This is a genomic window from Pseudomonas sp. ChxA, assembly GCF_030263855.1.
Lineage (GTDB): Bacteria > Pseudomonadota > Gammaproteobacteria > Pseudomonadales > Pseudomonadaceae > Aquipseudomonas > Aquipseudomonas fluorescens_CB.
Window position 1 is genome coordinate 3,800,952 of record NZ_JARPMK010000001.1, and the last position, 15,036, is coordinate 3,815,987.

General features: G+C 61.0%; 14 protein-coding genes. 12 read left to right on the plus strand and 2 right to left on the minus strand.

Annotated features, from left to right (window positions below):
- The first annotated feature begins 5 nt into the window (after positions 1-5).
- From P5706_RS17010 to P5706_RS17035, 6 genes are read left to right on the plus strand one after another with little or no spacing between them, the layout of a single operon-like run.
- Positions 6-419 carry a TIGR03750 family conjugal transfer protein gene (locus P5706_RS17010; RefSeq protein ID WP_070413466.1) on the plus strand — a complete coding sequence of 138 codons (414 nt, stop codon included), beginning with the start codon at positions 6-8 and terminating at the stop codon, positions 417-419.
- Positions 416-1,057: a PFL_4703 family integrating conjugative element protein gene (locus P5706_RS17015; protein ID WP_070413465.1), complete on the plus strand. Its 642-nt coding sequence runs from the start codon at positions 416-418 to the stop codon at positions 1,055-1,057. Before P5706_RS17010 ends, P5706_RS17015 begins: the two co-directional genes overlap by 4 nt.
- Positions 1,054-1,866, plus strand: a complete 813-nt coding sequence (locus P5706_RS17020; protein WP_070413464.1) for a TIGR03749 family integrating conjugative element protein — start codon at positions 1,054-1,056, stop codon at positions 1,864-1,866. Before P5706_RS17015 ends, P5706_RS17020 begins: the two co-directional genes overlap by 4 nt.
- A complete protein-coding gene (locus P5706_RS17025) occupies positions 1,856-3,370 on the plus strand; it encodes a TIGR03752 family integrating conjugative element protein (RefSeq protein ID WP_070413463.1) in 1,515 nt (504 codons plus the stop codon). Before P5706_RS17020 ends, P5706_RS17025 begins: the two co-directional genes overlap by 11 nt.
- Complete coding sequence (locus tag P5706_RS17030) at positions 3,333-3,749, plus strand: TIGR03751 family conjugal transfer lipoprotein (protein ID WP_058426018.1); 417 nt, start codon at positions 3,333-3,335, stop codon at positions 3,747-3,749. The genes P5706_RS17025 and P5706_RS17030 overlap by 38 nt, the downstream gene beginning before the upstream one ends.
- Positions 3,749-6,499, plus strand: a complete 2,751-nt coding sequence (locus P5706_RS17035) for a conjugative transfer ATPase (protein ID WP_078466827.1) — start codon at positions 3,749-3,751, stop codon at positions 6,497-6,499. Before P5706_RS17030 ends, P5706_RS17035 begins: the two co-directional genes overlap by 1 nt.
- On the opposite strand, the gene P5706_RS17040 is transcribed toward P5706_RS17035, so the two are convergent.
- Complete coding sequence (locus P5706_RS17040) at positions 6,486-6,767, minus strand: chorismate mutase (RefSeq protein WP_070413164.1); 282 nt, start codon at positions 6,765-6,767, stop codon at positions 6,486-6,488. The two genes, P5706_RS17035 and P5706_RS17040, sit on opposite strands and share 14 nt — an antisense overlap.
- Positions 6,768-6,770: 3 nt before the next feature.
- Positions 6,771-7,637: a prephenate dehydrogenase gene (locus P5706_RS17045; protein WP_070413165.1), complete on the minus strand. Its 867-nt coding sequence runs from the start codon at positions 7,635-7,637 to the stop codon at positions 6,771-6,773.
- A gap of 389 nt (positions 7,638-8,026) precedes the next feature.
- On the opposite strand from P5706_RS17045, the gene P5706_RS17050 reads away from it, so the two are divergent.
- The 6 genes from P5706_RS17050 to P5706_RS17075 all read left to right on the plus strand — a co-directional run bounded on the left by P5706_RS17050 (position 8,027) and on the right by P5706_RS17075 (position 14,970).
- Positions 8,027-8,470 carry a MarR family winged helix-turn-helix transcriptional regulator gene (locus P5706_RS17050; RefSeq protein ID WP_078466828.1) on the plus strand — a complete coding sequence of 148 codons (444 nt, stop codon included), beginning with the start codon at positions 8,027-8,029 and terminating at the stop codon, positions 8,468-8,470.
- 220 nt (positions 8,471-8,690) lie between these two features.
- The gene (locus tag P5706_RS17055) at positions 8,691-10,193 is read left to right on the plus strand and encodes an acyl-CoA carboxylase subunit beta (RefSeq protein ID WP_070413166.1); all 1,503 of its coding nucleotides are present in this window, start codon (positions 8,691-8,693) and stop codon (positions 10,191-10,193) included.
- Positions 10,194-10,205: 12 nt separating this feature from the next.
- A complete protein-coding gene (locus P5706_RS17060; RefSeq protein ID WP_070413167.1) occupies positions 10,206-11,432 on the plus strand; it encodes a hydroxymethylglutaryl-coenzyme A reductase family protein in 1,227 nt (408 codons plus the stop codon).
- A gap of 2 nt (positions 11,433-11,434) precedes the next feature.
- Complete coding sequence (locus tag P5706_RS17065; RefSeq protein ID WP_078466830.1) at positions 11,435-12,916, plus strand: acetyl-CoA carboxylase biotin carboxylase subunit; 1,482 nt, start codon at positions 11,435-11,437, stop codon at positions 12,914-12,916.
- A gap of 23 nt (positions 12,917-12,939) precedes the next feature.
- A complete protein-coding gene (locus P5706_RS17070; RefSeq protein ID WP_078466831.1) occupies positions 12,940-13,503 on the plus strand; it encodes an acyl-CoA carboxylase biotin carboxyl carrier protein subunit in 564 nt (187 codons plus the stop codon).
- Positions 13,504-13,575: 72 nt separating this feature from the next.
- A complete protein-coding gene (locus P5706_RS17075; protein ID WP_070413169.1) occupies positions 13,576-14,970 on the plus strand; it encodes an MmgE/PrpD family protein in 1,395 nt (464 codons plus the stop codon).
- Positions 14,971-15,036 lie beyond the last annotated feature (66 nt).

Genomic DNA, 15,036 nt, shown 5'->3' on the forward strand with positions numbered 1-15,036 from the left:
TTGGCATGAACGACGCTATCGAACGCCTTGCCGACGGCACCTTGGTTTTTCTACCGGAGCGGCTCAACCGTGATCCCGCCGTCTTGCGCGGTTTAACCAATGATGAGATGTGGTTAGCGCTCGGCACCGGCGCCGTCATTGGCCTGCTGCTGGGCGTTCCTCTGGCGATCGCCACCGCCTCCATTGCCATGGCGCCGACCAGCATGATCGCAAGCATGGCGTTAGTGTTGTTTGCTGGCGGCACGCTACTGCGTCGCGCCAAACGGGCCCGGCCAGAGACCTGGTTGTACCGCAAGCTCGAATGGATAGCGGCCAGCCGCTGGCGTCTGGGGCGCAGCAGTCTGATCCTGCACTCCGGCGCCTGGACGGTTCGCCGTTCGCGTCGACTGCGCCCTGCCCTGTCCCGGTGGCTGCCATGAGCCGATTCCGAAACAAGGTCGATGCCCAACAGGCCCATATCTTCAGCCTGCGTCTGGCGGTAGTAATTCTCGCCCTGCTCTGTGCCGGACTCTGGTATGGCTGGCGCACGGCACCTACCGACCTGACCGTACATGTCCCCCCGGATCTGCGTTCGGGTAGCACGCGCAAATGGTGGGATATCCCCTCAGAGAATGTCTATGCTTTTGCCCTCTACATCTTTGGTCAGCTCAATCGTTGGCCCTCAGATGGCGAGCAGGATTATCGCCGCGCCATCTATGGCTTGCAGTCCTACCTGACACCTGCTTGCAAGGCCTTCCTTGACGGAGACTACGAATACCGCAAGGCCGCCGGCGAACTTCGCCAGCGGGTGCGTGGCGTCTACGAAATTCTGGGCCGAGGTTATAGCGAAGATCCGGAACTCAGGGTCAAGCAACTCGATCGCGACAGCTGGCTGGTCACCCTAGACCTCAACGCGGATGAGTATTACGCCGCCGAACCGGTGAAACGGGTGGCGGTACGTTATCCATTACGCGTGGTGCGTTTTGATCTGGACCCCGAACGCAATAAGTGGGGGCTGGCACTGGACTGTTATCAGGGCACGCCGCAAAAAATCGCTCTGCCTGGAGGTGAGCTATGACGCGGATTTCTATCCTGGGGCTCACCATCGCACTAATGCTATGGGGAGTTGCAGCGCAGGCCGTCGAACTGATGCACTGGGAACGCCTCCCCCTCGCGGTTCCGCTGGTGATCAATCAGGAACGAGTGGTCTTTGTCGATGAGGATATTCGAGTCGGCGTGCCCTCAACCCTGGCGGGTAAGCTGCGCGTGCAATCAACCGGCGGCACGCTGTACCTGCGCGCGTCGGAAGCCATTGCACCGACCCGACTGCAACTGCAATCGGTCGCGACGGGCGAGATCACCCTGCTGGATATCGCGGCCACGCCTGGCGATCAACCGCTGGAGCCCGTGCGTATTCTCAAGAATGCCAAGGTGCAAGCTACCGAGGCTGAATCTAGCACTTTCCTTGCTCCAGAACGCACGCCGATCCCGGTCGCTTTGACGCGCTATGCCGCGCAAAGCCTGTACGCGCCGCTGCGCACCGTGGAGTCTCTACCCAATGTACGCCGCGTCCCGCTCAAGCTACGCACCGAACTGCCGACTCTGCTGCCGAGCGAAAACGTGTCCAGCACACCCATCGCCGCCTGGCGGCTCGATGACTATTGGGTGACGGCGGTGAAATTGCGCAATCGTAGTTCAGAGATGGTGCAACTCGATCCACGTCGGCTTCAGGCCAAGCTGTTCGCCGCGACCTTCCAGCATGCTTTCCTCGGGCCGGTCGGCAGTGCAGAAGACACAACGATCGTCTACCTCGTCACTCGCGGTGCCGGCCTCGAACACGCCGTGCTGCTCCCGTCCGTTGCGCGAGGTGCTGACGATGAAGGCTAACGCCTTGCTCAAATGGTTGGTACCGGCTGCGCTACTGGCCGTGGTGTTTATCATCCTGAAAACCTGGATCGCCGGTAATACTCCCTCTCCAGAGCACCCAGTTGATCAGGGCAACATCCGGTTATCCGCCGAGCAAGCCAAGTCGCTCGGCATTGCTGGCGATACCCCACGCGACACGGTCGCCACCTTGGTCGGCCAGGTGAAGGCCATGCGCAGCGACATGCTCGGCCTGAAAAAACACAACGATTCGCTGCAGACGGAGAACAACCGCCTGCGCGAGCGAGAAAACAGCGTCGATTCGCGTATCCAGACGGCTCTTGGCAGCGTGACCCAGCAGGTCGACGAGGGCCGTCGCCAAGCCAACGAGGCCCGACTCAAAGCGGAACAAGACAGTCGCCAGGCTCGCGGTCTGCTGACGCATTTGCAGGAGCAGTTGTCGGGGTTGACCGGTAAAGGCAAGGACATGCCGATCGGATTGGGGCTTGAGCCGGGCGACGGGGCGCAGTTCGACGGGCAGCATTTTGCCAATGATGCGTTGCAGTGGATTGAGCCCTCGGATGCTCCACCCACCGACGCCCGAGGCAAAACCAAGACCTCCCCCGCACTGAGTCTGCCTACCGCCTTCAACTCACTGGAAGGCTTGAAAGACAACGCTATTGATCGCAGCCAGAAACAGCTGCGTGCAGTTACCCAGGGTGAGCGTGATCCGACGCGATCCGCTGATCGTACCGAAGGCGCGAAGCCGGTCTACACCATTCCCGAAAACGCGACATTGATGGGCTCGGTCGCCATGACCGCGCTGATCGGCCGAGTCCCGGTGGACGGCACGGTGAATGATCCCTATCCCTTCAAGGTGCTGGTCGGCCCCGAGAACCTGACTGCCAACGGCATCGACCTGCCGGACGTCGCGGGGGCCGTGATGAGCGGTACGGCGTCCGGTGACTGGACTCTGTCTTGTGTACGCGGACAGGTCGAGTCAATCACCTTTGTGTTTACCGATGGCACCATCCGCACGGTACCTCAGCCGAAGGCGGTCGCCAGCCGCAATGCCTCCACCGCCCAGAGCTCGAACACCGACAAGATCCGCGGCGGACTCGGCTACCTGTCCGATCCGTATGGCATTCCTTGCATTGCCGGCGAGCGCCGCTCGAACGCCCAACAGTACCTCGGCAGCCAGAGCCTGATCACCGCGGCTGGCGCCGGTGTCGCTGCCTTGCTCGGGGATGAGCAGCACAACAGCAGCGTGATCAGTTCGGGCGGCAGTACGCTCGGGGTCACCAGCAGCAATGGCAATAGCACGCTGAATTCAATTCTCAGCGGTGGGGTCGGCGACATCCGCGAGTGGGTCAACAAACTGTATGGCGAAGCCTTTGCTGCCGTGTACGTGCCACCTGCCGCACAGGTCGCACTGCACCTCGACCATGAGATCACCATCGACTACGAGCCCAAGGGCCGGAGCGTTCGCCATGAAAAAGACCATGCTTCTCTGCCTGACCTGGATTAGCTTGCTCTGCTGGGTCCTGACGGGGTGTTCCACCGACAAGGACACGCTTTTGCCCCATGGCGAGCAAACCATGCTGGACATCTGGAACGGTGCCGGTTCGCAAGGCACTCAGCAGCAACTGCTGGATGCTCGGCAGCAGTTACGCCGTCCGCTGGCCCAGGCAGATTTCTCCGCCTCTCTCCAAGAACCGTACACGCGCACCGCGACGAACGAGATCCACAATTTGTTCCCGCGCCTGCCCAATCCCGATCTGGTGCTGTACGTGTATCCGCATCTGAGTGGTACCGAGCAGGCACCGATCCCGGGTTACTCGACCGTCTTTCCGTTCTACCAACGGGTGCAGTACGCATTGCCTGGTGAACGTCAGGAAGACTTGTAGTGCGTACCGGCGATGCGGGCAACCGCACTGCCGCGTGGAAAGCCTGGCGCCACCCATTGCGCCCTCGCGCCACCTTGGCCGATGACGCCACACTCTATGCGCACAACCCTAGCTTCACCGATCACCTGCCGTGGGTCGAGTATCTCGACACCGAACAGTGTTTTCTGCTGGATGACAATCGCTCGGTGGGTGCGGTATTCGAGTTGCTGCCCATCGGCACTGAAGGGCGCGAACCCGATTGGTTGATGGCGGCCCGAGATGCCCTTGAGGATGCCCTGCAGGATAGTTTTGACGAGCTGGATCAAGCGCCTTGGGTGGCGCAGTTTTTCTGCCAGGACGACAACGATTTCACCCCCTACCTGAACCGGCTCACTGGCTATGTTCAGTATAGCGCCCGAGGCACGGTCTTCACGGAGGCGTATTTGGAACTCAGCCGCCGTCATCTGAAGGCCATCGCCAAGCCCGGCGGTCTGTTTGAAGATAAGGTGGTGACGCGCCTGCCCTGGCGTGGCAATAACCGCCGGGTGCGCCTGGTGGTCTATCGCTGGCTTGAGTCTGACGCTGAGGAGACAGGACTCACCCCGGTGCAATCCCTGCATCAGGCTTGCGAACGTATCGCGTCTTCGTTGCAGACGTGTGGGGTGCAATCGACGCGAGTAGATGGCCGCGGTCTGTATGCCTGGCTGGTGCCCTGGTTCAATCCGGCACCCAATCTAACCGATGAAGCGCCCGAGGAGTTCTACCACCGCGTGGCCTATCCGGAGTTGGGCGATGGTGAGTCGCTGGAACTGCCCTTCGATCATGACTTTGCCGAACGGCTATTCTTCAACGAACCGCGTTCGGATGTGCAACGAGGACTCTGGTACTTCGATGAGCAACCCCATCGGGTCATGGTGGTGGACAAACTGCGACGGGCACCGTCGATTGGTCAACTCACCGGAGAAACCCGTAAGGGTGATGCAACCAATGCCCTATTCGACCAGTTACCCGAAGGCACGGTGATGAGTCTGACCTTGGTGGTCAAGCCGCAGGATGTGCTCGAAGACCAGTTAAACCGATTGGCGCGCAAAGCCATCGGTGAAAACCTGGCCTCGACCCAGACCCGTCAGGATGTCGAAGAGGCTCGTGCGATCATCGGTCGCCAGCACAAGCTGTACCGCGGCACCCTGGCGTTCTATGTGCACGGTCACGATGAACAGCAACTGCACCAGCGCTCGGTCAGCCTGGCCAACGCGCTGTTGGGCGCGGGGCTGCAACCGGTACGTGAAGGCGATGAGGTCGCCGCCTGCAACAGCTACCTGCGTTGGTTGCCGATGGCTTACAACCCGGCCCGCGACACACGCAACTGGTACACCCGCCTGATGTTCGCCCAGCACCTGGCGAACCTGGTTCCGGTTTGGGGCCGCAGCACCGGCACCGGTCACCCGGGTATCACCCTGTTCAACCGCGGCGGCTCGCTATTGAGCTTCGACCCATTATCATGCCTGGACCGGGCCATGAACGGGCATCTGCTTTTGTTCGGTCCGACCGGCGCCGGCAAGTCAGCCACCCTGGTCACCCTGCTGATGCAAGTCATGGCGGTGTACCGTCCTCGCCTGTTTATCGTCGAAGCCGGCAACTCATTTGGCTTACAAGGCGACTACTTCGCGACGCAGGGTTTGTCGGTCAACAAGGTCCAATTGAAACCTGGCGCCTTGGTCAGCCTCGCGCCTTTCGCTGATGCTTACCGTCTAGTCGAGCAGCCAGATAAGGTGGCGAGTCTGTCGATTGATGAGTGGGACGATGAGGCGGTAACCAATCGTGAAGACCAACGTGATGTGCTCGGCGAATTGGAGATCACCGCCCGGCTGATGATCACTGGCGGCGAGGCCAAGGAAGAAGCTCGTCTGAGCCGGGCTGATCGCAGCCTGATCCGCGAGTGCATTTTCGAAGCGGCGCAGGCGTGTGTCGCGGCGGGTCGCCAAGTACTGACCCGCGATGTACGTGACGCCTTGCTGCGCACCGCCGCCGACTTGCACTTACCAGAGAAGCGTCGTGAACGTGCCCAGGAAATGGGCGAATCCATCGACCTGTTTTGCCAGGGATTCGAGGGCGAACTGTTCGATCGCGAGGGTACGCCTTGGCCCGAAAGCGATGTTACCGTTGTCGATCTGGCCACGTACGCTCGCGAAGGCTACGAAGCCCAGATGTCCATCAGCTACATCAGCCTGATGAACACCGTGAACAACCTTGCCGAGCGCGACCAGTACTTGGGCCGACCAATCATCATGGTCACCGACGAAGGCCACATCATCACCAAGAACCCGCTACTGGCGCCATTTGTGGTCAAGGGGACGAAGATGTGGCGCAAGCTTGGGGCCTGGTTCTGGCTGGCGACGCAAAACCTTGCCGACTTCCCTACTGCCGCGCAGACCATGCTCAACATGATCGAATGGTGGATTTGTTTGAACATGCCCCCTGCGGAGATAGAGGAAATCGCCCGCTTCAAGAAGCTCACGCCGGAACAGAAAGCTTTGTTGCTCTCCGCCAGTAAGGAGCCTGGGAAATACACTGAGGGGGTCGTGCTGTCGAAAAAACTCGAAACGCTGTTTCGAACCGTACCACCCAGCCTCTATCTCGCCTTGGCCATGACGGAGCCCGAGGAAAAAGCTGAGCGCTGGAGGTTGATGCAGGAGAACGGTTGCTCGGAGTTGGAGGCCGCTTACCGGGTAGCTGAACGGATCGATAAAGCGCGGTTCAGTCGCCGATAACCGAAAGATGATTGCACACAACCTCGTCAATAATTGTGCGAAATATCTTGAGGATCAGTACTGGGTTAAGGCCGTGCTGTGTAGCGAGAGCCAAGTAGCGCTGTTCCTGTTGTGACTCGCGCACAGAATCCTGGGCCTGCCATTGTTGCCGTGCCTTGAGCCGCCCTACCTGCTCGGTAACCTGAAACCGTCGAGAAAGTAGGATGATTAGCTGTTCGTCCAGCTCATCGATGGTTTCCCGCAAGCGTGCCAGTTCAACGTTATTCATTGCCTACACCACACGCCCCAACAATCTGTTGGCCAATACCGATGAGTGGCTGATCTTGCCATGCAACTCCACCGGGCGTTCCTGCAAGATCGCACACCATTGGTTCAGTACCTCGATGAAATGCTCGGTCTGAGACAGCAACGCGGCAGTGTTGTCTTCAAAGATACTGGTCCACACCGTCACATCCGAGGAGGCCAGACGAATCTGCTCGAAAAAGCTGCGCCCGATGAATGAACCGGTTTGCGGGTTGATGGCCAATTGATCGCCAAAGGTCTCCATCAGCGAGAAGGCAATCAAATGGGGCAGGTGCGACGTCAAGGCGGCGATGTGATCGTGCTGGCGCGCGTCGACCCGACACGTGACGGCACCGAGGGCCCGCCAGAATCCCTCGACACGTTCGATGGCACTCGTCGGCGTGGTGGCAAGGGGTATCAACAGGCAACTCTTGCCAGCAAACAGATCCTCACGCCCGGCCCCCGGCCCGCTTTGCTCGCCGCCAGCCATGGGGTGGCCCGGCACAAATGAAACATGCGCCGGCAAGCGATCGCCCACCTCATTGATCACCATTTGCTTGGCCGAGCCGACATCGGTCAACACCGCGCCGCGTTTCATGCCCTCGGCCAACGCTATGACCACCGTTGCCACCGCCCCCGTTGGCACACAGACCACGACCAGGTCACACTCATGTAACTCCGCCAGGCTGCCCGCACACCGCGGCGCGAGGCCAAGCGCTTCAACCTCATGGCAGACCTGGCGACTGCCATCGAAGAGGTGCAGGTGAATATGGGGATAGTTTGATTTCACCGCCCGCAGGATTGAGCTGCCCAGCAATCCCAAGCCAACGATACCCAAATGCCGTATGTGCTCCATGCTTCCCACCCTCCAGGCCTGAGTCGTTTCACCGATGCGCGCTATGAAATTAATACGCAAGTGATCAATAAGCAAGAACGCGAAAATCCTGAAGATGCAATCAATCGACGAGCTGCCACATGAATTCCGTCAGCTAAAAAAGCTTAATCTCCCGAAAACACGGGTCCGCATGCAAGCCTCCGGCGCACCCGCCGGATCGGCATCGCCGGCAATACTCTGCTAGAATTGGGTGTGAATACATCCTGACTGTTCGTGTGTATTCACTTTAAAGCAGGCTACAGCCGTGAGGCATTGCAGCTAACCCGCAGTCCCGTCGTTAACCGGCAGGCAGATCGCTTCAGCCACTACCACCGGAGAAGCGGCAGTTAAATACAACAATAGGTGTACCGATGTATTCAAGCTTACGTTCCTTAGCAGACGATACGTTTTGTCTGCGCCTGCAGCGAGCGGCCAGGGTGTGGCGCAAGGTTTCCGACGAAGAGTTGAGCAATCTTAACCTGTCCGAGGCCACGACCACGCCCTTATGGCTCATCAATAAACTAGGCGAAGGCCTGCGCCAGCGTACCCTTGCTGAACATATGGGACTTGAAGGACAGTCCCTCGTGCGCCTGCTTGATCAACTGGAAAGCGCCGGCCTGGTGGTACGCAGGGACGATCCTTCCGACCGTAGAGCCAAGGCCCTCTACCTCACAGACGCCGGGCGCAAGCTGGCGGAACAAGCCGAACTGGTTGTCAGGAAGATTCGTGCCAGGCTGCTGGACGGGGTCCCCGCCGAACACTTGGCCATTGTCGACGGGGTATTCGACAAGATCATCACGGCCGCCATCGACTGACACCTTTCGCGCCGGATCAGCCCCCGACCCGGCGCGCGCTCCGTTTCAAGCACTCATCCCCCGCTAAAAAACATTCGCTTACAATACTTGCGATTAGATCGCATGAGATCTAGTCTCCTTCATGCAGCATCCGTCTGTCGTGTTTCAACCATCGACCGCATCTCTGCAGCTCAGCCAAGGGACGGCGTTCGGCACACTCTTTAGCCAGTGGAGCTCAGTCATGTCAGATTCGCCAGAAGTCAGGGACGCTACGCGTGAACGGATAGCTCCCGCCCCGGCCTTACACCGGCAACAAATCATCGACCTGCTCGACCCGCAAAGCTTCCACGAACTGGACGCCCACGCCGAGCATGATTGCGTGCATTTCGGGGCTGCCGCCCGCAAGACCCGGGGCGACGGTATTGCCACCGGCCATGGCACCATCGAGGGTCGCCCAGTTATCGTCTACGGTCACGACGGCAGCTTCATGGGCGGCAGCTCAAGCCGCATTCATGCCCTTAAAATCTGCAAAGTGCTGGACATCGCCCTGCGCACCGGCGTGCCGATCATTGCACTGAACCACTCATCAGGGCTGCGGATTCATGAGGGGGTGGACGCCGACTCGCAGTTCAGCCACGTGTTCTACAAGACCGTCAGGGCTTCAGGGGTCGTGCCGCAGATTTCCATCGTTCTCGGCGACTGCATCGGCGGCGCGGCCTACACACCGGCGCTCACGGATTTCATCATCATGGTGGACAATCAATCGGCCCTGTTCCTGACCGGGCCCGCCGTGATCCGCCGCGCCACCGGCGAAGACGTGACCAAGGAAGAAATCGGTGGCGGCTTCATGCACGCCAGCGAAACCGGGCTTGCCCACTTCCTCGTGGACAGCGTCGAAGAGGCATTGAGCCTGACCCGCGACTTGCTGTCCTACCTGCCGCAAAACAACACCGCCCGACCAAAACTGACGGAAGGTCCCGCCACCTGGCGCTACCTGACCCCTGCCGTCGCCGAGCAGGTCCCCAGCGAGAAAAACCTGCCTTTCGATGTGCGCCAACTGATCGAGGCGGTTGCCGACGAGCAATCGTTCCTTGAAGTGCAGCCGCTCTATGCACGCAATATCGTGATTGGGTTTGCCAGGCTGGGCGGCCAAAGCATCGGCATCATTGCCAACCAGCCGTCGTGGCTGGCGGGTTGCCTGGACATCAATGCGTCCACCAAGGCGGCGCGCTTTGTGCGGCTGTGCGATTCATTCGGCATTCCGCTGCTGACGCTGATCGACGTTCCAGGCTATCTGCCGGGGCGGCAACAGGAACGTTCGAACGTGATTGGTGCAGGCGCCAAATTGATGCATGCCTACTGCGAAGCCAGTGTGCCGAAAATCGCCGTGGTGTTGCGCAAAGCCTATGGCGGCGCCTACCCCACCCTGGCCAACCGCTCGGCCACCGACCTGATCTATGCCCTGCCCGGCGCCGAGATTTCGGTGATGGGCCCAGAAGGCGCCGTCGATGTGATTTTCCGCAAGGATATTGCTGCCGCCGCCGACCCTCAGGTACGCCGGGAAACCCTTATAGATGACTACCGTCAGGCCCACGCCAGCGCCGAGTATTCGGCCAGCCGCACCTACATCGAAGGGCTGGTGGAACCCGAACACTTGCGCAATACGCTGATCGCCAATTTCGCACTTTTGCAGGACAAGATCCCGGGGCTGCCGGCGAGAAGACATTCGAACATTCAACTGTGAGGGAGCATGGTCATGGCTATTCCAAGGGACCCAAGTAACGATTACCACAAAGAGCAAATAGCCCGGCGCCTGGCCTGGGTCGCGGAACAGACGGACACCCCGTTTCCTTACATTGGCGGTGCGCCGATCAGTGGCGAACAAGTCAAAGGTACCTGTGAGAATTTCATTGGTTTTGTCGGCACCCCCTTGGGTGTCGCGGGCCCGCTGCTAATCAATGGAACGCGGGCCCAAGGTGCATTCATCGTGCCGCTGGCCACCAGCGAAGGGGCGCTGGTCGCCTCCTTTTCCCGGGGCATGAACCTGATCACTGACAGCGGCGGCTGCACCATTACCAACCTGGACAACGCTCAGCCTTCACCTGGGCAGCCGGCCTACCGGTTCCTCGGCGATGCGCTGACGAAGATTTCCGCGATCGTTTTGCACAACGCCAGCGACGCCCCGCAGTTCGACGCCTGGCTCAGGGCGCACATGGTCGACATTGTTGCGACGGCCAACGCCACCAGCAACCATGCGCGTCTGCTGGAGTTGACGCCGCTGCTCCAGGGCGACCTGGTAGGGCTGGCGTTCACCTACGAAACCGGCGACGCCATGGGCCTGAACATGGCCACCAAAGCCAACGAAGCCGTGTGCCGCTACCTCAAGAGCCAATGCCCGCAGTGGGTGGACTACTACTTCAATACCCTGGGAGGCGACAAACGTTTCGTCGCGGACCAGGCCAAAGGGCGTTACGTGTCGGCCAGCGTAAGAATCCCCAAGGCCTTGGTGGAACAGCGTCTGCGCACCACGCCCCTGCGCATGCAGCGCTTCCTGCATGCCTGCAACAGCTTGCTGGCCCAGCGCGGAGCCACCGCGCCAAACATTCACGTGGCCAATGCGCTGACAGCATTGTTCATCGCGTGCGGCCAGGACCCTGCCTTCGTCACGGTATCGTTCAAGAACGCCTGCACCACCTTCGATGTGCTGGACAACGGAGACCTGCTCGCCAGCGTGACCCTGCCCAACCTGATTGTTGGCACCGTCGGCGGCGGCACACGCCTGCCCGCCCAGCAAGAATGCCTGCGCATGCTTGGCTGCGCCGACGATGCGCGCAAATTGGCGGAAATCGCGGCGGCCGTGGCGCTGGCCGGGGAAGTCTCGGTGGCAGGAGCCGTCAGCGCCGGTGAATTTACCCGCGCCCATACCACCCTGGGTCGCGGCCAAAGCGCCGAGGCAACCCCCATACAACTGGCAGGGGCATGACGATGGTGAGTCGAATACTGATTTGTTGTCGCGGGGAAATCGCACACCGTTTTATCCGCACGAGCCAACTGCTGGGCATCGAGACCGTGGTGATTTACAGCGCCGACGATGACGAAGCGCCCTTTGTCCTTGCCGCCGACGCCACTATCCGTGTCGAAGCCTGGGACCCGGCCACGCTGATCGAAACCGTGATCGGTGCGGCGGTGGACTGCGGCGCCGACGCCGTCGCGCCTGGCTACGGGCCCTTGGCGGAAAATGCCTTCTTCGCCGAAGTATGCGGGTACGCAGGCCTGGTGTTTATCGGCCCCAACGTGGCCGCCTTGCGCCATACCGGCGACAAGATTGCCGCCCGCACGGCAGCCCAGCGCGCCGAGGTGCCCGTAGTGCCAGGCCTGACCATCGACGCCGACGTCGAGACTGGCGCCCGCGCGGCCGATGCCCTCGGCTACCCGGTGTTGCTCAAGGCCGCCCTCGGCGGTGGCGGGCGCGGCATCCGCGTGGTGACGCAGCCGGCTGAGTTTGCCGGGGCCTTTGCCGAAGTGCGCCATGAAGCGATGCGCGCCTTTGGCAGCGATCAACTCTACCTGGAGAAATTTCTCGGGGAAGCCGTGCGCCACATCGAAGTCCAGGTGATCGCCGACAAGCATGGCCATTATCTGCACCTGGGCACGCGAGAGTGCAGCGTGCAGCGCCGTCGACAGAAAATCGTCGAAGAGGCGCCGGCCCACAACCTCAGCGACGACGTTCGGCAACGCCTGCATGACGCCGCGCTGGCCGTGGCCCGAGAGGTTGGCTACGACAGTGTCGGCACTGTGGAATTTCTGGTGGACGCCAGTGAGCAGTTCTACTTCATCGAAATGAATGCGCGAATCCAGGTCGAGCATCCGGTGACGGAGCAAATCACCGGCATCGATATTGTCGAGCAACTGATTCGTTCGGCTCAGGGCCAGCCGCTGAGCATCACCCAGGCGCAGGTGCAGTTTCACGGGCACGCTCTGGAGTTCCGTCTGTGCGCTGAAAGTGCCCATGGCGACTTCCTGCCTACGGGCGGCCACGTCAGCGACTACCGCGTCCCAGAGGGGCCGGGGATTCGTGTGGATTCCGGGATCCAGATCGGCTCACTGATGTCGCCGATGTTCGACAGCCTGTGCCTGAAACTGATCGTCTGCGCCAACCACCGAGCCTTCGCCGTGCAACGCGCCCGCGCCGCCCTGGACGAGTGTCTGGTGGCGGGCTTCAGCACCAACCTGCCGGTGCACGCGTGGCTGCTGTCTTACCCGCCCTTCATCGATGGCAGGTATGACCTGTCGATCTGCAACCACTTCCCCTCAGCCCATGCGCTGCCCGCCGAGGATGCACGACTCATGCACGCCGTGGCGGCACTGGCGCGGCATTTACAGCCGCCCTCTGCGCCTGCGCCACGACCGGCCAGCCACCAAGCGTCAGCCTGGACGCAGCGCAACAGCCACTGGCTGTTGTCCTGATAGCCCTCAAGGAGCAAGCCTGCATGAGCAGATCAGCGAACACAGCGTCGCTCACGACATTGGCCGGCAGCGTCGAAGGCGATGCCGGCACGGCACAGGTTCATATCGAAGACCTCGGCAACCAGCGCTATCAGGCGGTGTTTGCAGATGGCCACACCCTCGTGCTGGATATCCTGCGCCAAGACGAACTGCCTCACGGCACCACCCGCTTGGCGCTGAAGGTCGATGGCCAACGCAAGACCGTGCACGTCACCCCCAATGGCGCCCAAGAATCGACCCTGGACCATGCCGGCAGCCGACGCAGCATCAGTTGGCACAGCGCCAGGCGCCGCGACGGCGACGGGGCCACTGCGCGCCAGGACTTCAGTGCAACCCTGCTCGCGCCCATGCCTGCACGCGTGCTGGAGATTCTGATCAGCGAAGACAGCCTCGTCGAAGAGAACCAGCCGTTGCTGCGCATCGAAGCCATGAAAATGGTCATGACCTTGTCGGCGCCCGGGCGCAGGCGGATCCAGACCCTACACATCCAGCAGGACGACGGCATCCTCGCCGGCCAGTTACTGATCACCTTTGCCAAAGTGGATTGAACGTGTTGCACCTCTGACGTCGCCGCAACAGGGCGGCAATCGGTCACGTTTCTCATATTCAATGGAGTTGAAATGACACTGGAAGCCCGCATCACCCAATACTGTGACGACCTGACCTTTAGCGCCATCGACCCCGCAGCCCTGGAAATCGCCAGCCGCTCCTTGCTCGATGCCCTCGGCGTATCCCTGGCCGGCGCCCGTGACGAGGGGGTCAAGGTGCTGGCCGGCATCGTCGAGCAATGGGGCGGCCAACCCCAAAGCCGTGTACTCGGCCGCCAGCAGGCATTGCCCGCACCGGCGGCGGCGATGCTCAACGGTGCCGCCGCGCGGGTGCTCGACTTCGATGATGTAGCCGACCCTTTGGGCACCCACCCCAGCGTGGCCATCCTTCCGCCCTTGTTGGCGATCGCCGACCTTGTAGATAAGCCCATCGACCGGCAGGCCTTCATCACCGCCTTTGTCATCGGCCAGGATCTGTCCATTCGCCTGTCGCGGGCACGGAAGGAAACGCTGTTGGAGAGTGGCCGCTACGACCTGTGCAAGGTGATCGCCGCCACGGCCGCTGCCGGCAAACTCTATGGGCTGCGCGGCACACAACTGCAGCATGCACTTGGCATCGCCTACACCAGCGCCTTGGGCGAAACCCAATGTATGATCGACGGCGCTTCGACGGTGTTCTATCAGCAGGGTCTGGTGGCAGCCAATGCGGTGCGCGCCGTGGTACTTGCCGCCAATGGCTTTACCGGGGCGAGCCAATTTCTGACCGGCCGCTGGGGCTACTACAACGCCTTCGAACCCGGCTCCCAAGTGGAGACCATCGACGCCGACCTGGGCAGCCTCTTCAGCAACACCGACGGTATTGCCTTCAAGCCCTACCCCACCTGCCGCCCGAATACTTCAGCGGTCGCCTTGGCCCTGGAACTGGTGCAGGGGCGCCGTCTGAGCGCTGCCGAGGTGGTGCGCATCGACGTCCAGACCAACCAGCAGATCCACGACCTGGTGAGTGCCCCGGTCGAACGCAAGCAGGCCCCCACCACGGTGGTCGAGGCGCGCTTCAGCCTGGCATACAACATCGCCACGGCACTCACCAACGGCGATCTGTTCATTGATGACTTCAACGAGCAGGCGATCCTGCGACCCTCGATCATCGCGTTGAGTCGCAAGATTTTCCCCCGCCAGGACCCGGCCTGCGAAATTGCCGAACTGGGCACCCACGGCAAGATCAAGATCCGCATCGAGCTGACCGACGGAACGCTCCTGCAAGGCGAGGTCAGCTACGCCAAGGGCAACCCACGAAACCCCATGAGTCAGGAAGAACTGCAGGCGAAATTCAACAAGTGCCTGGCCTATTCGGACGCGGCCCATGCCAAAGCGCAATCGGCAACCATCGTCGACTGGATCTTCGACCGCGACGCCATAAACCCCGCCTATCAGGTACTGGCCAAGGCCCTGCACGCGCCGCTTTAAATCGCCCCAAACGACAACAGGCACATCAAGGATGTGCCTGTTGTCGTTTGGGCCTTGAAGCGCTGG

What these genes read in the sequence shown, in the direction of transcription:
- P5706_RS17060 (WP_070413167.1), top strand. Translation starts at nt 10,206, where the DNA reads ATGGCTATTCCAAGGGACCCAAGTAACGATTACCACAAAGAGCAAATA.
- P5706_RS17025 (WP_070413463.1), top strand. Translation starts at nt 1,856, where the DNA reads ATGAAGGCTAACGCCTTGCTCAAATGGTTGGTACCGGCTGCGCTACTG.
- P5706_RS17040 (WP_070413164.1), bottom strand. Translation starts at nt 6,767, where the DNA reads ATGAATAACGTTGAACTGGCACGCTTGCGGGAAACCATCGATGAGCTG.
- P5706_RS17075 (WP_070413169.1), top strand. Translation starts at nt 13,576, where the DNA reads ATGACACTGGAAGCCCGCATCACCCAATACTGTGACGACCTGACCTTT.
- P5706_RS17010 (WP_070413466.1), top strand. Translation starts at nt 6, where the DNA reads ATGAACGACGCTATCGAACGCCTTGCCGACGGCACCTTGGTTTTTCTA.
- P5706_RS17030 (WP_058426018.1), top strand. Translation starts at nt 3,333, where the DNA reads ATGAAAAAGACCATGCTTCTCTGCCTGACCTGGATTAGCTTGCTCTGC.
- P5706_RS17065 (WP_078466830.1), top strand. Translation starts at nt 11,435, where the DNA reads ATGGTGAGTCGAATACTGATTTGTTGTCGCGGGGAAATCGCACACCGT.
- P5706_RS17070 (WP_078466831.1), top strand. Translation starts at nt 12,940, where the DNA reads ATGAGCAGATCAGCGAACACAGCGTCGCTCACGACATTGGCCGGCAGC.
- P5706_RS17015 (WP_070413465.1), top strand. Translation starts at nt 416, where the DNA reads ATGAGCCGATTCCGAAACAAGGTCGATGCCCAACAGGCCCATATCTTC.
- P5706_RS17020 (WP_070413464.1), top strand. Translation starts at nt 1,054, where the DNA reads ATGACGCGGATTTCTATCCTGGGGCTCACCATCGCACTAATGCTATGG.
- P5706_RS17050 (WP_078466828.1), top strand. Translation starts at nt 8,027, where the DNA reads ATGTATTCAAGCTTACGTTCCTTAGCAGACGATACGTTTTGTCTGCGC.
- P5706_RS17045 (WP_070413165.1), bottom strand. Translation starts at nt 7,637, where the DNA reads ATGGAGCACATACGGCATTTGGGTATCGTTGGCTTGGGATTGCTGGGC.
- P5706_RS17055 (WP_070413166.1), top strand. Translation starts at nt 8,691, where the DNA reads ATGTCAGATTCGCCAGAAGTCAGGGACGCTACGCGTGAACGGATAGCT.